14 protein-coding genes and 2 tRNA genes are annotated in these 17025 nt (G+C 44.8%); 5 read left to right on the forward strand and 11 right to left on the reverse strand.

Annotated features, from left to right (window positions below; all coding sequences use genetic code 11):
• Nucleotides 1–31: 31 nt before the first annotated feature.
• The gene (locus MHM99_RS05180) at nt 32–742 is read right to left on the reverse strand and encodes an SDR family oxidoreductase (protein ID WP_239218422.1); all 711 of its coding nucleotides are present in this window, start codon (nt 740–742) and stop codon (nt 32–34) included.
• Nucleotides 743–1079: 337 nt separating this feature from the next.
• Between MHM99_RS05180 and MHM99_RS05185 the strand changes: the two genes are divergently transcribed.
• Together MHM99_RS05185 and MHM99_RS05190 are read left to right on the forward strand one after the other, a co-directional pair.
• Nucleotides 1080–1292 (forward strand): cold-shock protein, encoded by a 213-nt coding sequence (locus MHM99_RS05185; protein ID WP_014948776.1) that lies wholly within the window; start codon nt 1080–1082, stop codon nt 1290–1292.
• A 168-nt stretch (nt 1293–1460) separates the two neighbouring features.
• Nucleotides 1461–1640: a hypothetical protein gene (locus tag MHM99_RS05190; RefSeq protein WP_039233139.1), complete on the forward strand. Its 180-nt coding sequence runs from the start codon at nt 1461–1463 to the stop codon at nt 1638–1640.
• Between the two features lie 105 nt (nt 1641–1745).
• On the opposite strand, the gene MHM99_RS05195 is transcribed toward MHM99_RS05190, so the two are convergent.
• From MHM99_RS05195 to MHM99_RS05240, 10 genes are all read right to left on the reverse strand, one after another.
• Nucleotides 1746–3164, reverse strand: a complete 1419-nt coding sequence (locus MHM99_RS05195; RefSeq protein ID WP_239218424.1) for a M20/M25/M40 family metallo-hydrolase — start codon at nt 3162–3164, stop codon at nt 1746–1748.
• Nucleotides 3165–3359: 195 nt separating this feature from the next.
• Nucleotides 3360–4082, reverse strand: a complete 723-nt coding sequence (nth, locus tag MHM99_RS05200; protein ID WP_187446085.1) for an endonuclease III — start codon at nt 4080–4082, stop codon at nt 3360–3362.
• A 34-nt stretch (nt 4083–4116) separates the two neighbouring features.
• Nucleotides 4117–4809, reverse strand: a complete 693-nt coding sequence (locus MHM99_RS05205) for an electron transport complex subunit E (RefSeq protein WP_187446086.1) — start codon at nt 4807–4809, stop codon at nt 4117–4119.
• A gap of 1 nt (nt 4810) precedes the next feature.
• Complete coding sequence (locus MHM99_RS05210; RefSeq protein WP_239218425.1) at nt 4811–5695, reverse strand: RnfABCDGE type electron transport complex subunit G; 885 nt, start codon at nt 5693–5695, stop codon at nt 4811–4813.
• Nucleotides 5695–6777, reverse strand: coding sequence for an electron transport complex subunit RsxD (gene rsxD, locus MHM99_RS05215; RefSeq protein ID WP_239218426.1), 1083 nt, complete (start codon nt 6775–6777; stop codon nt 5695–5697). The genes MHM99_RS05210 and rsxD overlap by 1 nt, the downstream gene beginning before the upstream one ends.
• Entirely contained in the window at nt 6777–9665 is a 2889-nt protein-coding gene (gene rsxC / locus MHM99_RS05220; RefSeq protein ID WP_239218430.1) for an electron transport complex subunit RsxC, read from the reverse strand. The genes rsxD and rsxC overlap by 1 nt, the downstream gene beginning before the upstream one ends.
• A gap of 5 nt (nt 9666–9670) precedes the next feature.
• Entirely contained in the window at nt 9671–10252 is a 582-nt protein-coding gene (gene rsxB / locus MHM99_RS05225; RefSeq protein ID WP_014975992.1) for an electron transport complex subunit RsxB, read from the reverse strand.
• The gene (gene rsxA, locus MHM99_RS05230; protein ID WP_014975993.1) at nt 10252–10833 is read right to left on the reverse strand and encodes an electron transport complex subunit RsxA; all 582 of its coding nucleotides are present in this window, start codon (nt 10831–10833) and stop codon (nt 10252–10254) included. The genes rsxB and rsxA overlap by 1 nt, the downstream gene beginning before the upstream one ends.
• 193 nt (nt 10834–11026) lie before the next feature.
• Nucleotides 11027–11103 (reverse strand) — tRNA-Asn (locus MHM99_RS05235).
• Between the two features lie 27 nt (nt 11104–11130).
• Nucleotides 11131–11207, reverse strand: a tRNA-Asn gene (locus MHM99_RS05240).
• Between the two features lie 1082 nt (nt 11208–12289).
• Here MHM99_RS05240 and MHM99_RS05245 point away from each other — a divergent pair.
• The 3 genes from MHM99_RS05245 (at nt 12290) to MHM99_RS05255 (ending at nt 16900) form a co-directional block, all read left to right on the forward strand.
• On the forward strand, nt 12290–13588 hold the full coding sequence (locus tag MHM99_RS05245) for an MATE family efflux transporter (protein ID WP_207198421.1): 1299 nt from the start codon (nt 12290–12292) through the stop codon (nt 13586–13588).
• A 96-nt stretch (nt 13589–13684) separates the two neighbouring features.
• The gene (gene uvrB / locus MHM99_RS05250; protein ID WP_239218428.1) at nt 13685–15700 is read left to right on the forward strand and encodes an excinuclease ABC subunit UvrB; all 2016 of its coding nucleotides are present in this window, start codon (nt 13685–13687) and stop codon (nt 15698–15700) included.
• 273 nt (nt 15701–15973) lie between these two features.
• Nucleotides 15974–16900, forward strand: a complete 927-nt coding sequence (locus MHM99_RS05255) for a LysR family transcriptional regulator (RefSeq protein WP_014948786.1) — start codon at nt 15974–15976, stop codon at nt 16898–16900.
• The last annotated feature ends 125 nt before the right edge of the window (nt 16901–17025 follow it).

Raw genomic sequence — 17025 nt, forward strand, 5'->3', positions numbered from 1 at the left:
CAGAGTGGGTAATTATCTATGCGGACTGGTATTAATAGCCCCATAGGCCGATATTATCAATTTTAAGACGGCGAGGTTGACTCAATAGGTAAACCACCATGTTGCCTAAGTCTTCATTTTGAATTAAGCCATCGTCCACTTTCTCTGTTTCTGCTTTCTGCGACTGTATCAGTGCAGGGTTTAGGGAATGGACGTGAATACCGTAGGGGCGAACCTCTTCTTGCAACGCTTTTCCAAGCCCCACCATCGCAAATTTTGATGCACAGTAAACGCCTGCATTGGCATAGCCGTTCAATGCCGCCTGAGAAGCGATATTGATAATGTAGCCTTCCTTGTTGTTAATCATGTGAGGCACGACCTCTTTACACATGAGAAAGGTCCCTTTTACGTTAGTATCCATTACTTCGTCCCACGCTTTCTCTGAGGTTTCCCAAATAAGGGTCTCCTTACCAAAGCCACTGTTATTAATTAGGACGTGTAGCTCGCCAAATGTATCTTTGACCTTTCTAACAAAACTGGCAACATCAGCGCTTTTCGATACATCACAAACTTGGCCAATGATATTACCTGGGAATAAGGCGTCGAACTGCTCTACAGTCTGCTTAACCGCAGTTTCAGTGCGCCCACAAATGGCCACGTTCATTCCTGCTTCTAGTAGAAATCGAGCGAGAGTTTTACCTAGTCCTTTTCCGCCTCCAGTAACAATGGCTGTTTTACCTGCTAACGCATACGTGTCTGTCATAATTTAAACCTATAGCAAAAAAGCAAGGTTAACCTAGCTTTCAACTGCCTTGAACAAACATACGTATTCAGCTTTCTAAAAAACATTTTTGTAAAAAAGTTGTGTTTTGGTTAAAAAATAAACGGAAAACTAGTAGACATTGCTCGCAATAACCTGTACCTTTCGCATCGCTCTAGATATGTTATTTGCTTTACCTAATACTGCGCTGTACCTCTTTTTTAAATCCTTCAAATTGAAGTTTTATATAGATATACAACTGCTTTACTAGCTTGGAGATGTCTATAGCTATTCGGTGGTTTGCCACCATCACATCAATTTTTTTTAAAAGGTTTTTATTATGTCTAATTCTGTAAACGGTACAGTTAAGTGGTTCAACGAAGAAAAAGGTTTTGGTTTCATCACTCCTGAAGCTGGCGGCAAAGACGTATTCGTACATTTCCGTTCAATTGCTTCTGACGGTTTCAAAACGTTGAAAGAAGGCCAAGAAGTTAGCTTCGAAGTTGAACAAGGCCAAAAAGGTCCACAAGCTGCTAACGTAGTAGTTCGATAAGACCTCTATGCTTATCTAAGGTCATTTCTCTTTTCTGAAGTGACCTCAAAAAAGTGGGCTCTTTCTGAAACGCTATGTTCACGCTAGAGCCTAATTATCGTTTTTCGATTTCTTTACCCAACCTGCGAGGAATTCAAAACAAACAACATTAATAAAGAAGTATTTACTATGCAATTTCAAGATTCTATCTCTACCTTTAATAGCGCCATGTCAGGTGCGTTAATCTCAAATATCTCCATAAATAAAACAACCGTTGCTTTTAAACATGCGAATACGTATCGGCATGTAGAGCTGCCATCAAGGCAAGAGGCGAAGCGATTTGTTGCCCAGCTTATTCAAGCGCAATAAAACGTAAGCATTTCGGACTAGCAGAGGCGAGGGTAAGCAGAGTACTGGTAAGCAATGGCCAGCACGAGATGCACTGACCAATGTTTGATGATTACTAACGTGAAACTACTGTTTAGCTTTTAAGTCAACGTCCGAATCGGCTAACAAGTATATACTTGCTGCGTAGGCTGCAATGTTTTGCGCAAGCTCATCGGGGTCAATTTTATCTAAGGTATCATCTGGCGTATGGTGAAGATCAAAGTAATCTCTACCGTTTTGATTTAACCTAATCGTTGGTACGCCTTTCGCTGCTAGCGGAATGATGTCAGGGCCGCCGCCAGCAATGTCTGAACCGCCACGCACTATACCTAGCGGTGATAAAATCTTCGCGATTTCATCGACTAGCACAGTCGCTTCGGGATTCACATTTGACACTACTTGCCAGATAGTTTGCGCACCAAAGTCAGACTCTGTGGCCAGAACGTGATTTTCAAGGTTCTTTTCGTGTTGTTTAGCGTAAGCAAAGGCACCTAATAAGCCCACTTCCTCAGCGCCAAACATGACCACACGAATGGTGCGTTTTGGGCGCTCTGGTAAAGAAGCAATTAACGCAGCAGCTGCCGTGGTAATAGCAACGCCTGCGCCGTCATCAACTGCACCCGTTCCTAAATCCCAGCTGTCTAGGTGGCCGCCAATAAGGATAATTTCTTCGGGCTTCTCACTGCCCACTAAATCCAGTATTACGTTGCCGCTGTTTACTTCGCCTTTCCATTTCGATTCAGAGTGAAGCGACAATGACAGCGGTTTACCTAAGTTATGTAAACGTCGTAAATGGTCTGCGTCAGGGTTTGAGATAGCGACTACGGGGATATCTGCCCAATTATCGCCGTCTGAGCTCATCATGCCTGAGTGAGGAAAACGATGAGAGTCAGATCCTACTGAGCGCACGACCAGCGCTTCAGCGCCGCCGCGTTGAGCATGTTGCCAACCAATACGGCGACGTTGGTTCGCTTGACCATAGCCTGCACCTGTTTGGCTTTTAACCATGGCGTCGCCGTCTACAAATGCAATTTTGCCTTTAAGGGCACCATCTTTAACTGCGGTTAGCGCGTGAATATCTCTGAAATAAACGATGTCTGCATTGATCTCGCTTTCAGAAGGCGCTGCGCCGCCAAGGGCTGTGCCGTAAAGCGGTTGGGCATAAGGCGCCGTGAGTGAAATGTGTAGGTGGCCTCTATCCCAAAATGGCATAGTGAATTCTTCTATGCTGACTTTATCAAAACCTAGACGCTTTCCTACCACCACGCCCCAATCTCTAGCTCGCTTTTCTGCTTCAGAGCCGCCCAGGCGAGGGCCAATCTCAGTGGTTAGGGATTCAACAATGCTATAGCCTAAATCACTTTTCAGGGCTTTTTGAATTAATGCTTCCGCATTTTTCTTTTGCTCGTCAGTAATGGGGGAAGTTTCTGCAAAAACACCAAAACTGCATGCACTTACTAATGCACCAAACGCTAGCCTTCTAGCGATAGTATTCAATCGAGACATGTGTTCTCCATGGATTTATTTTTATATTTCTTTTTTATTTGCGCGAGCAAAACTCTAACCCATCCATCATAGCCAATTTGGTTGTCCCTTTCGAGGCAAACCACAAGCGTAAGTCGTGTGTTAGTCGCAAAATTCCTCTTGAGAGAAAATAAATGGAGAATAAAAAAGGAGCCTAAGGCTCCTTTCTGAAAGTTTCTATTTACGCTTCTTCTTGAGCGCCAATTTTTGCTTCTTCTCTTGTTCTTTCAGCACTTCGTTAATAAAACTCTTTCTGCCGAACTCACGTGTGATAACACACTTGTTTAAGTCGAAACCGCGGGCAGGGCAGTATTCTCTGCCATATAGGATGATTTGCAGATGCAAATCGTTCCACCTTTCTTTTGGGAACAAGCGTTTTGCGTCACGCTCTGTCTGCTCAACACTCTTCCCGTTCGACAAACCCCAGCGATACATTAATCGGTGGATATGAGTATCTACGGGAAAAGCAGGAATGCCAAAGCCTTGAGACATAACCACAGCGGCAGTCTTGTGACCCACTGCGGGCATGGCTTCCAGCGCTTCAAAGTTTGCAGGCACTTCACCGTTGTGCTGCTTGATGATCATGTCAGACAAATGCCAAATGCCTTTGGACTTCATGGGAGATAAACCACAAGGACGGATAATGTCTTGAATTTCTTCAATACTCATCAATACCATGTCGTACGGATTATCTGCCCGAGCAAAGAGCTTCGGCGTAATTTGGTTAACGCGCTCGTCTGTACATTGCGCCGATAGCAGAACCGCAATGAGTAACGTATATGGGTCTTTATGATCTAAAAAGATAGGAATTTCCGGATAAAGGTCATCCAGTATTCGCATGATTTCTTTTACTTTTTCCTGCTTAGAAAGCGGCTTGGCCGGCTTAGCTACATCATTCATTTCTAAATACTTTTTTGTTTTTGATTTTTAGCGTTTAGCTTTCAGCTGTAACGCGTACCCGTTCAGCCTTCACTGCAGGCGATGTTTGCTTAGCCGCTAACTTTGCATCAATACTGTTTTTGATAGCAATGAGAAGACCCATACCTAAAAAGGCACCAGGCGGCAGTATCGCAAGCAAAAACGGATTTTCAGTGTTGAAAAGCGTTATGGTCCAGTTCTCAGCAATTGAGCCAAACAGTCTGTCTGCCCCTGCTAGCAATGTACCTGCACCCAATATCTCGCGCATACCACCTAAAATGACCAGCACTGCGGTAAAACCCAGTCCCATCATGAGTCCGTCGTAGGCAGAGGCGAGCGGCCCGTTTTTCGACGCAAAGGCCTCTGCGCGGCCTATGATGGCGCAGTTAGTTACAATCAGCGGAATGAAAATACCTAGCGCTAAGTAAAGGTCATAGGTGTATGCATTCATTAATAGCTGAACAATGGTAACGAACGCGGCAATGATCATAACAAAAACGGGAATGCGGATTTCGTTTCTTACCACATTACGAACGAGTGAAACGGTAACGTTACTGCCAATGAGTACCAACATGGTAGCAAGGCCTAACCCGAGACCATTGATAAACGTCGCGGTAACGGCCAATAGCGGGCACAAACCTAACAGTTGTACCAGCGCAGGATTGTTCTTCCAAAGCCCTTGTAAAGACAGGTCGCGAAAATCAGTCACGTTATAGCTCCTCTACACTATGAGGTTGAGCCTCATTCACGTTAATCGCATCAATTGTTTCAACGGAATCTGTAATTGCGCAGGTGTTAGGAGCGTTGAAAAGTGCAGATTGGTTGGCCTGTGCATAAAGCAAGGCTTCGCGTACTGCTCTTACTACTGCTCTCGGCGTGATGGTAGCGCCAGTGAACTGATCGAACTCACCACCGTCCTTTTTGACCTGCCAAGGCGCCAAATTGTCGGGTGAAAAAGGCTTGTCACTGAACGCCGTTATCCAATTGCTAACGGCAAGCTCTATTTTATCGCCAAGCCCAGGGGTTTCTTTGTGTTCGATAACGCGCACGCCAAGCACCCTCATACTGATTCTATTAGTGTTGGTCGCAGAAATATCGGACGCATTCTCGTCTTGCTCTGATGGGCTCTGAGGTGTTGAATCAAGCTCGGCCAACTCCGAGAGCGCTAACGCGGTGATATTGAGATTTTCGCTCTCACCGTCGAGCGAGTCAGTACTCGAGCTGCCTTGTGTGTTTCCACCAACGTGTGCATCCACTTTTACACCAACTACGATATCGATATCTCCACTGTATCCGTCTGGAGCAGTGGCTTCTAATACTAATGCGCTAGGTTGGCCATTTAACGTCGCACGATATATTTTGTGGGCTTTTTTGTTGCCAAGTTCAGGTGCATTGACCTCTGTGCAGTTGGCGTAAAGGGCATTGTCGTGGAATTCGCTAGGCACGACTTCATTAAGTACGCTTAGCAGTTTTTGCTGCTTTTGTTGCTCAATTTTATCTTGGGTGCCAAAAAAAGTGAGTGCTATTAATGCTGTGGTAACAACGGCAAACGCACCTAACATAAGGCCGTTTTTGGCCAGGCTTTCTTTCATCATTAGTGTTTACCTCGACCTTTTAGGTTTTTGCCGTACACGCGAGGACGGGTATAGTAATCAATTAAAGGCACCGCCATGTTCATAATAATAACCGCAAACGCTACAGCATCAGGGTAACCACCAAAAGTACGGATTATTACCACCCAAAAGCCAATTGCTGCACCAAATATTATGCGGCCTCTTGGTGTTGTTGACGCTGAAACCGGGTCGGTGGCGATAAAGAAGGCGCCTACCATTACTGCACCGTTAAACAGGTGAAATAGCGGTGAAGCGTAGTAATCGGCGTTTGCTAAATGAAGCAGCGATGCACAAACAAACACGCTTAGCAGCATACCTCCTGGGATATGCCAGCTGATAACGCGGGTCTTCCAAAGGTAGAGGCCACCAAGTAAATACGCAAGACTCACCATTCCCCACCCAGCACCAGCAGCTTCGAATACCCCGCCATCGAAGATTGGCTTCGCTAATGATTCTGAGTATGTTACGCCTTGCGTTAGGTCGGTTTTCAATGTGTCTAACGGTGTAGCCATGGTTACACCATCGGCAATGGTTTTGAGTTGAGTGACATCGTATCCGCTAGTAGTAAAACCAGTAAATATGAGTGATACCGAATCAAAGAAACTTGGCGTAATGCCAGCGTGAGTCGCAGGAGGCAGCCATAGGCTCATAGCCGCAGGGAATGAAATAAGCAGCACCACATACGCTATCATGGCAGGGTTGAAAATATTAAAGCCAAGCCCGCCGTAAACCTGTTTAGCCACCGCAATAGCGAAGAAAACACCCGTTACCGTCATCCACCAAGGTAGGGTAGGAGGAATACTAATTGCGATGAGTAAGCCGGTTAATACTGCGCTGTAATCTGTTAATGTGCGCTCGATGGGGCGATTTCTTAAAAATAAAATCACGCCTTCAATGACCAGTGCACTCACTACTGCAATAATGGCTTGAATGAGCATTCCCCAGCCAAAAAAGAAGGATTGTGCAATCATGCCAGGGAGCATGGCATAAATAACCATACGCATGACTTGGCCAGTATCGCGTTTAACCCGTTGGTGTGGTGAACTCGATAAACTTAACTTCATTATGATTCTTTCTCTTGTTCAGCTGATGCTTTTTTTGCTTTAGCCTTTGCTACTGCAGCTGCAATGCGCGCTTTCTTTTCATCTTGTGCCGTTGGTTGAGAAGGAGCTTGCGTACTTGTTGCTTGACCTACACGGCTAGACGATTCGCTCTGCTCATTTGTTTTACTATTTTCCTGTTCAGCAGTATTTGATGAGGTCGCTAAATTGCCATTACTGTCTTGAGCAAGTTTCTTTGCTTTAGCCTTTGCCACTGCGGCAGCAATGCGCGCCTTTTTCTCGTCAGCTTCATTTGTCGAGGCAGCGTCGTTAGCATCAGTTTGCTCGCTTCCTTGATGTTCTTCCTGCTTAGCCGCTTTTTTGGCTTTCGCTTTCGCCACCGCAGCAGCAATGCGCGCTTTTTTTTCATCCGCTTCGCTCAAGTTGTTAGCTGAATCTGATGCGCTATCACCCTGAGCATTATTGTTTTGTTCGCTGACGCTTTGAAAACTGGCTTCTTCTGGCGAGTTAACGTCTTGATTCTCAATACCAGCCTCGCCATCAGGGCTAGATGCTTGCGTTTTTTGCGAAGCGGCCTTTTTAGCTTTCGCTTTCGCTACCGCCGCTGCGATCCTAGCCTGCTTTTCATCTAGCTGTTCTTTGGAGTGACTGTCTGGTTGCTCATCTAATTGAGTTGGCGCACCTTGCCCTGAAACTGACTTTTCAGGCTGCCCGTCTTCGCTATTTTTAGCAGCTTTTTGCGCTTTAGCGATTGCCGCGGCAATACGCGCTTTTTTCTGCGCTTCAGCGTTTAGCTCTGAATTAGCTTCAGTATCGGAAAGTTCGGTATGCTTTTCGTCTTGAGAGCCCGCAGGTTTTTCTGCTGAAGATGCTTCAGACTGGCTGGCTTGCGCGGCCTTTTTTGCTTTTGCTCTAGCGATAGCGGCAGCAACTTTAGCTTTTTTCTCATCTTCTGGTGATGATAACTGGTTACTTGGCTGTTCTGTGGTTGATGGTTCGACAGCGCTTTCATCTTGCGTTTCGTTTTGAGCTTGTGCGGCCTTTTTCGCTTTTGCTCTGGCGATTGCTGCAGCAACCTTTGCCTTTTTATCATCTTCTGGCGATGACGCTTGCTCAACTTGCTTATCCGCGCTTTCAAGTTGAGCTTCATTCTGGGCTTGTGCGGCTTTTTTCGCCTTAGCTCTGGCAATAGCTGCTGCTACCTGTGCTTTTTTATCGTCTGCCGCAGTGCTTGGTTCGTCGGCATTAGCTGGATTGCTTTCAGCATTCGCATTAGCCTGCATAGCCGCCTTCTTCGCTTTCGCACGCGCAAGCGCCGCCGCTACTTTGTCCTTAGCTTCAGTTGCGCCAGCATCAACAGCGCTATTCGCATTTTCAGCTGCCACAGCATTTTGCTCTTTGGCCTTGTTGGCGGCTAAGCGTGCTTCTTTCGCTTTTCTATGTTTTTCTTCTCGCTCGAATTTTTCGCGGTCTAAGCGTTCTTTACGTGCCTCAAAACGCTGTTTAGCTTTCTCAGCCTTGTTCTTTTCATCACGCTGAATGCGTATTTCAGATTTAGCCTGGCGGTAGTAATGCACCAGGGGGATTTCACTGGGGCAAACGTAAGCGCATGCGCCGCACTCTATACAGTCGAAAAGGTCGTATTCTTCGGCTTTATCGTATTCTTTTGCTTTGGCGTGCCAAAACATTTGTTGGGGGAGCAACGACGCAGGGCATGCGTCGGCGCATGCGCTACAGCGAATACAGGGGCGCTCTGCATTGTCGTCTACCAGCTCTTTTTTTGCAGGAACCAGTAAACAGTTTGTGGTTTTAACCACGGGGATCGTAGCGTCTGATAAGGTAAAGCCCATCATAGGCCCGCCCATAATCACTTTAGGTACTTTCTGTTTTTTCGGGTTGTAGTTTGCTTCATCCAATAGATGAGAGACGGGCGTACCCAACAACGCTCTAAAATTGCTTGGTGATTCAACGGCTTCACCAGTTACGGTAACAACCCGTTCAATCAGCGGCTTGCCGTGTAAAATAGCATCTGCAATGGCATAGCAGGTACCAACGTTGAACATCATCACGCCTACGTCGGCAGGCAATCCATTTCTTGGAACTTCTCGGCCAGTCAGTACCTGAATCAGCTGTTTTTCGCCGCCGGCAGGGTATTTAGTCTCAACGCTAACAACGCGATAGTCTTTCTTATCCTGACAGGCAATATTAAGTGCTTCGAAAGCCTCTGGCTTGTTGTCTTCAACCGCAACTACAATGGCCTTCGGCCCAATAAGGTGAGTAAGAATGTCTAGACCCTGGCGTATTTGCCAGGCGTGCTCACGCATTAATCGATCATCAGAAGTAATGTAAGGCTCGCACTCAATCCCATTTAAAATAAGAAACTCAACAGGTTTAGATGTTGAGGTTTTTATATGGGTAGGGAAGCCGGCACCACCCATTCCTGAAATTCCTGCTTGGCAAATAGCTTCTATAAGCTTGTTCTTATCTATGTCGCTATAATTTGCTACTGGAGATAGGTCGCACCATGTGTCTTTACCGTCAGGACGTATCGAAATACACATTTCTGTTAGGCCGCTAGGGTGTGCTACAACATGCGGAGCAATCGCAACAACCTCGCCCGAGGTTGGCGCATGAACTGGCACAGAAAAAGGCGATGAGCTTTGCGAAAGAATTTGGCCTTTCAATACGGTATCGCCAACTTCTACGCAGCAGATACCCTCTGAGCCAATGTGCTGCCTTAAAGGAACAATCAATAATTCGGGTAACGACGGTTTCTTTATTACTGATGTATTAGATAGAGATTTCTTATCGTCGGGATGTACGCCACCTGGAAATGAGTACATCTTTCCCGCTTCAAGGGTTTCTATAATTGAATCAAAACTTGGATACATCACAATTACGACACCATTTTGATGGGGATATCACCTTTGGGCGATGATTCAAAATCCCATTTCCATGTAGAAGTTGTTTGAGCAATTGGCACCATGTCGATACAGTCGACAGGGCAGGGATCTACACATAGGTCACACCCTGTACATTCATCAGTAATAACCGTGTGCATGTGTTTGGCGGCACCTAAAATGGCGTCGACAGGGCAGGCCTGAATACATTTGGTACAGCCGATACATTCGTCTTCGCGTATAAACGCGACTTTTTTAACGTCTTCTTCGCCATGAGCTGCATCAAGGGGTTTAGGTTCAACTCCCATCAAATCTGCGAGTTTTTTAATCGTTGCCTCGCCACCAGGTGGGCACTTATTAATATCATCACCTTCAGCAATTGCCTCAGCATAAGGCTTGCAGCCCGGATATCCGCATTGGCCACACTGAGTTTGTGGTAGTACGGCATCTATTTGCTCAACAAGCGGGTCGCCCTCAACTTTAAAGCGAATGCTCGCGTAGCCCAGAACTAAGCCAAAAATAAGCGCAAGGACGCCAATGGCAACAACGGCGAATATAATAGCGGTAGATATCGTCATTACACTTTCACCAGTCCACTAAAGCCCATAAATGCAAGGGACATCAGGCCAGCGGTTATCATAGCGATTGAGGCACCTTTAAAAGATACAGGTACATCAGCAGCAGCTAAACGCTCACGCATGGCCGCAAATAACACCAGTACCAGAGAGAATCCCACAGCAGCGCCGAAACCATAAATAAGACTCTGCATGAAATTATGCTGTTCGGTAAGGTTTAATAGCGCTACACCAAGCACTGCACAGTTGGTTGTGATAAGAGGAAGGAAAATACCTAACAATCTATATAAGGTAGGGCTGGTTTTGTGCACGACCATTTCTGTGAACTGAACCACCACCGCGATAACAAGAATAAAGGCAAGCGTTCTAAGGTAACCGATGCCCAGTGGAGCAAGTAAATAGGTTTCCACTAGGTAGCTCGATGCAGAGGCAAGGGTGAGTACAAATGTGGTGGCCATAGACATGCCCATGGCAGTTTCAAGTTTGCCAGACACACCCATAAACGGGCATAAGCCGAGAAACTTAACCAACACAAAATTGTTAACCAGTACTGTACCAATCAATAGCAGTAAAAATTCAGTCATGAATAACGCAATTCCTTCGAGGAATTTTGACGGACAATGCCCGTGAATTAAAAAGAAAAACAGATTAGGTCTATTATCCCTTTTTAGAACGGGTTTAACAACTTGATTGAATTAGGGTTATTTAATGTCTAAACGCGTTGTTTTAGGAATTAAAATAGAATGAAGTGGGTGAGGCGATTAAGAGCCAACTAAGTGGCTCCCCCTCCCCGACTCGAACGGGGGACCTGCGGATTAACAGTCCGTCGCTCTAACCAACTGAGCTAAGGGGGAATCGACACCTAAGTTGTTTGCTGAAGTTGGCTCCCCCTCCCCGACTCGAACGGGGGACCTGCGGATTAACAGTCCGTCGCTCTAACCAACTGAGCTAAGGGGGACCTGTGCTTCAACGGAGGCGAATATTAAAGACGTACTTAGGAACTGTCAACAACATAAATGAAATATTTGTGCTGACTGCGCAAAAAATAGCTTTTTACGGCTTTTATGTTCATTTTGTCGTCAATGCTGAGAAAATGATGGTTAATAACTGCACATTATTCCCTCATTGCTTATGAACAAGAGGTTGTTTTAGTAATTGATAGTTTTACCCATCTCGTTTTCTTATATATCTCACTAAAGTTAAAGGGTATAACTAAATAGAATAAAAAAGCGCTTCCATACTGGTATTATGTACAGGCTTTAATAAATCTGTAACCTGTACCTGAGGATTAAAAGGTTAGTCACCACTTACGTGCTGAGAAATTAATCGAGCACGAAATCCCGCCGAATATGGTCTGGCGTTAGTTATCCACTAAATCTGTGGATAACTATGTTGATAGCTTAGAATCGCTGTAGTTATTTACGAGATCGCGTACGTATTGATCTAATGAAGTTATGGCGTTATTGAGTGGATAATCTTTTTAATACAGGGGTTTAGGGTGTTTTTTTTGATCTTGTTTCTCGATCGGAATAGATCGGTTGAACAAAAAGTAGCTTGTGTGTTAATTCAACGAATGCCTAAATGCTATTCAATGAAATCCATCTTAATTCTCAATGCCTTACATTTTGTTAACATTTTTGTGTGTCTTTTAAACGCTCTATTTGGATAGCTAGATGCGCCCGAGACGTTTTGCCAGCATATTAAAAGTGAAACAGGATAGAAATTAAACTGTAATGAACATATACGCACGTGTTTTGATTTATTTTTACAAAAAACTCGTAGTTTTGTGGCGTAGCCAGCGAAATGGTTCATCGCACGTATTTTTGTCAAAAACATCGCTTTTCATACAACCCTCTTATGCTTTGTTTTGTTTGTCGAATACGCATAGCTAAATAGTGTTCACTCTTTTACACTAACGCGCAATTGATGAGGGGATTTTAGTTTGCCGGAGCTCAAGTGATAAAAAGTAACGCTAAACAACGTACTTCCGACTTATTGGAAGGAGATATAGGTACTACGTTAAAGCGTATGACTATTCCCATGATACTGGGAATGGTAATGATGATGAGCTTTGGACTTATCGATACCTTTTTTGTGAGCTTGTTGGGCACCGACCCTTTAGCCGCTATTAGTTTTACCTTTCCCGTTACTTTTACCGTAATAAGCCTAAACATAGGTTTAGGTATTGGTACCTCTGCAATTATAGGCAAGTTACAGGGCAGTAAAGAAATAACCAAGTCTCAACATTATGCGACGGGTTCATTAATGCTGTCCGTTTTGCTTGTGGGTGCACTAGCTGCAATTGGCTTTTTCACCATAGAGCCTGTGTTTAAGTTGCTTAATGCAACAGACAATCTAATGCCGTACATATCTGACTATATGGGGCTATGGTACTTGTCGAGCATCTTTCTTGCCATGCCGATGGTTGGCAATAGTGTGCTGCGAGCGTGTGGCGATACCCGCACACCCAGTATTGTTATGGCAGCAGGCGGCGGATTAAACGCGTTGCTTGATCCTATTTTCATTTTCGGCCTTGGGCCCATTCCGGCAATGGGAATAAAAGGTGCGGCACTCGCTACCTTTATAGCGTGGATAGTTGGTGCATTATGGATTCTTTATATTTTAGCCGTTCGTCGAAAGTTGATGTTGCCTCGACTGCTGACACTTGCCGAGCTGCGTGATAGCAGCCGTGAAATTCTCAAAATAGGACTACCTGCGGCGGGTGCAAATATGCTTACCCCTGTTGCCGGTGGCGTGATGACAGCTGTAGTTGCTGGTTACGGCGCCGAAGCGGTTGCAGCGTGGGGAGTGGGAAATAGAATGGAGTCTATTGCAAGTATTGTTGTGCTAGCACTTTCCATGACACTGCCTCCATTTATCAGTCAAAACGTTGGGGCAGGCCAAGTAGAACGGGTAAAAACGGCATATTCGCTTACATTGAAATTTGTTCTGGTTTGGCAGTTCGCCATTTTTCTTGTCATGTGGGGACTATCTAGCTGGATAGCCGTCGCCTTTGCTAATGAAGCAGAGGTAAGCGTACTAATACAGCTGTTTCTTATGATTGTACCGCTGGGTTATGGCATGCAAGGCATTATCATTCTGACTAACTCATCGTTGAATGCCATGCATCGCCCAATGACGGCATTAACGTTAAGTGTCATCCGCTTATTTGTTTTCTTCGTACCTATCAGCGTTGCGGGTAGTTTTCTATTTGAACTGAAAGGGTTATTTGCAGGAACGGTCATTGCCAATATTGCAATGGCGTGTGTTTCATTTGTTGTTTTCAAACGTGCGATTACTCAGTTTGAATTAGATAAAGAAACGTCTGAGCACAGCTAATACCAGAGCGGCTATCTAAGGCTGTGCGTTTTTAATGTTGAGTAGTTTGACCGCAAGCAAGATGTTAAGCAGTAAGCTAAAGAAAAGGTTAAGTAAATGAGTAGAGGGTTTGAGCTTCATTCTAAATACAAGCCAGCAGGCGACCAGCCAAAAGCAATAGAAGCTTTGGTGGATGGCCTAGAAAGTGGCTTGGCCGGCCAAACACTGCTTGGTGTTACGGGGTCGGGTAAAACCTTTACCATGGCTAATGTCATTAAAGAAGTGCAGAGACCAACGCTTATTCTTGCACACAACAAAACATTAGCGGCTCAGCTTTACGGTGAGATGAAAGAATTCTTCCCCAATAACGCCGTAGAGTACTTCGTTTCATATTATGATTATTATCAGCCAGAAGCCTACGTTCCAAGTACAGATACCTTTATTGAGAAAGACGCGTCAATCAATGATCATATTGAACAAATGCGACTGTCCGCCACTAAAGCGTTGATGGAGCGCAGAGACGTAGTCATTGTAGCGAGTGTGTCGGCTATTTATGGTTTGGGTGACCCTGAATCCTACATGAAGATGCTATTGCACCTTCGCCAGGGCGACACCATGGACCAACGTGACATTTTACGTCGCCTTGCAGAACTGCAGTACAAGCGTAACGTTTTAGCGTTTGAAAGGGGTACGTTCCGTGTTCGTGGCGATGTTATAGATATTTTCCCTGCGGACTCTGAAAAGCAAGCCGTAAGGGTCGAGCTTTTTGACGATGAAATAGATAAAATTAGTCTGTTCGACCCGCTAACCGGGGCTGTCGATAAGTCAGTTATTCGAGCAACGGTTTTTCCTAAAACGCACTATGTAACCCCTCGAGAGAAAATCCTCAATGCTATTGAGCATATCAAGGAAGAACTTGGCGATCGCAAAAAGCAACTTCAAGAGGCGAATAAGCTGATTGAAGAGCAGCGTATTTCACAGCGCACCCAGTTCGATATCGAAATGATGATGGAGCTTGGCTATTGTTCTGGGATCGAGAATTACTCTCGCTATCTTTCAGGAAGAGCACCGGGCGAACCACCTCCAACCTTATTGGACTATTTTCCAGCAGATGGCCTAATGTTTATCGATGAGTCTCACGTAACTGTCTCTCAAGTAGGGGCAATGTATCGCGGGGATCGTTCTAGAAAAGAGACCTTGGTGGAATTTGGTTTCAGGCTGCCGTCGGCGTTGGACAATCGTCCGCTTAAGTTTGAAGAATTTGAACAGATTTGCCCCCAAACCATCTATGTTTCTGCGACGCCAGGCGATTATGAATTAAAGAAAACTGACGGTGAGATAGTAGAGCAGGTTGTGCGTCCAACGGGCCTGCTAGACCCTGTTATTGAAGTACGTCCTGTAGCCACTCAAGTTGATGATGTCCTGTCTGAAATACAAAAACGGGTAGAGCTTGACGAACGTGTGCTTATTACTACCTTAACCAAGCGTATGGCTGAAGATTTAAGCGAGTATTTAAATGAGCACGGCGTTAAAGTTCGTTATCTGCATTCGGATATCGATACCGTAGAGCGAATTGAAATAATCCGAGACTTGCGACTGGGTAAATTCGACGTGTTGGTAGGTATTAACCTTTTACGTGAAGGTTTAGATATGCCGGAAGTGTCGCTGGTGGCGATTTTAGATGCCGATAAAGAAGGCTTTTTGCGAGCCGAGCGTTCATTAATTCAGACTATTGGTAGAGCCGCGCGTCACGTGAATGGTAAAGCTATTTTGTACGCTGACAGTATTACCAAGTCGATGAAAAAAGCGATGGACGAGACTGAGCGCCGTCGTGAGAAGCAAATGGCGCATAATGAGGCAAATGGTATAACGCCGATGCGACTTAATAAGCCTATTACCGATATTATGGACTTAGGCGACAGCGCGCACCCTGCGTCTGGAAAAGTCAGACTGCGCAAAGTTGAAGAGAAGAAGAAGCAACAGAAAACAGCAAGTGCTACTGAATTAATGGACCAAATCACGGAGCTTGAAAAGCAGATGTTTGAATATGCGCGCGAGCTTGAGTTTGAAAAAGCAGCATCATTGCGTGACGATATTGAAGCACTTCGAAAGCAAGTTGTTACACTCTCTTAAAAATGGCTATGTGCCCCGCTAGCAGAGGCTGTATGTGGGTTCTTTCCGTATAAAACCGGATAACTCACTACAGCACTTTTCCTTTTGATGTAAGAAAATCCCCCTTTTTTCCTGTGGACAATACGACTTGACGTCAGTTTTTGGGTAGCACAAAACTCAAATTTTTAATAAAAAATGAGATGAAAAGCCGCAAAATGTCGTTGTAATAGCACAATTAGTTGAATATAGTTCTAAGTTGAGTATCGATAACTATACCTATAAACAGGTGCTAATATGCTTAATCGTCTTCAGGAGTCAGATATAAAGCTACTGCGTGTGTTTTACGCTGTAGCGAGCTGCAACGGATTTACTGCGGCAGAACCCGTGTTGCGTATGCAACGACCCAACATCAGTGCAGCCATTAAAAAACTGGAAGAACGGTTAGATTTGGTGTTATGTCATCGCGGCCGTGGTGGCTTTCAAATGACAAAAGAGGGTGAGGTGGTTTTCCAAGAAACCAAACGCATCTTCAATGCCTTCGACAACTTTGTCTTCAATCTGAAATCGCTGCATGATGACTACTCAGGCCATATCACTTTGGTCTTAATGGCTGGCCTTCCACTTTCTATGCACTTGGCCGTAAGTAAAGCGGTTAAAAGTACTATGAAGAAGTTTGACGATATTCACGTTAATATCCAAACTCGTTTATACAATGAAGTTGAGCATGTCGCTTTATCTGGTGAGTGCCACCTCGTTGTTTCAACCTATGACATGGTCAAACCGGAATCAGTAACTTTTCATCCTGTCGGCATCAAAACCGAAGGGCGATTGTACTGTGCGCCTACACACCCTCTGGCAAAGTATCGTGATACTGATTTACCAGAAGGCGTAAAAATTGGTGATTATCCTGCCATTGGTATTTCTGGATTGTCGTCGGCAAATTACATTGAAGATGAAACCAGATTATCGATTCAAACTTTCTCTGACTCATTTGATGCAGCGATGTCTGCGATTATGACCGGCGAATATGTTGGTTTGCTGCCAGACTATATGGCGAAAGAGCAGGGCGCTGCACTTGGGCTCGTGCCTATTGCAAAAGGGAGCTTATTTAAATTTAGTCACGAACTGTTTGTAATGAATGGAAAAAATACGCGATTAAACCCTGTATTACGCCACTGTATTAAAGAATTGAGCTACTTCATTTCAGAAAGTCAAAAGTAGTAGCAACAAGCACCTGCGATCACACCTCTTATACCAATTGTCTTAAAAGTTTGATCTAATAGTGGTATTCATATTCGAGTGATTTTGATATGCATACAGCCGACGACTTTAAACAATTAGCAAAG

It is taken from the genome of Alteromonas sp. MmMcT2-2, assembly GCF_022348305.1.
Classification (GTDB): Bacteria; Pseudomonadota; Gammaproteobacteria; order Enterobacterales; family Alteromonadaceae; genus Alteromonas; species Alteromonas macleodii.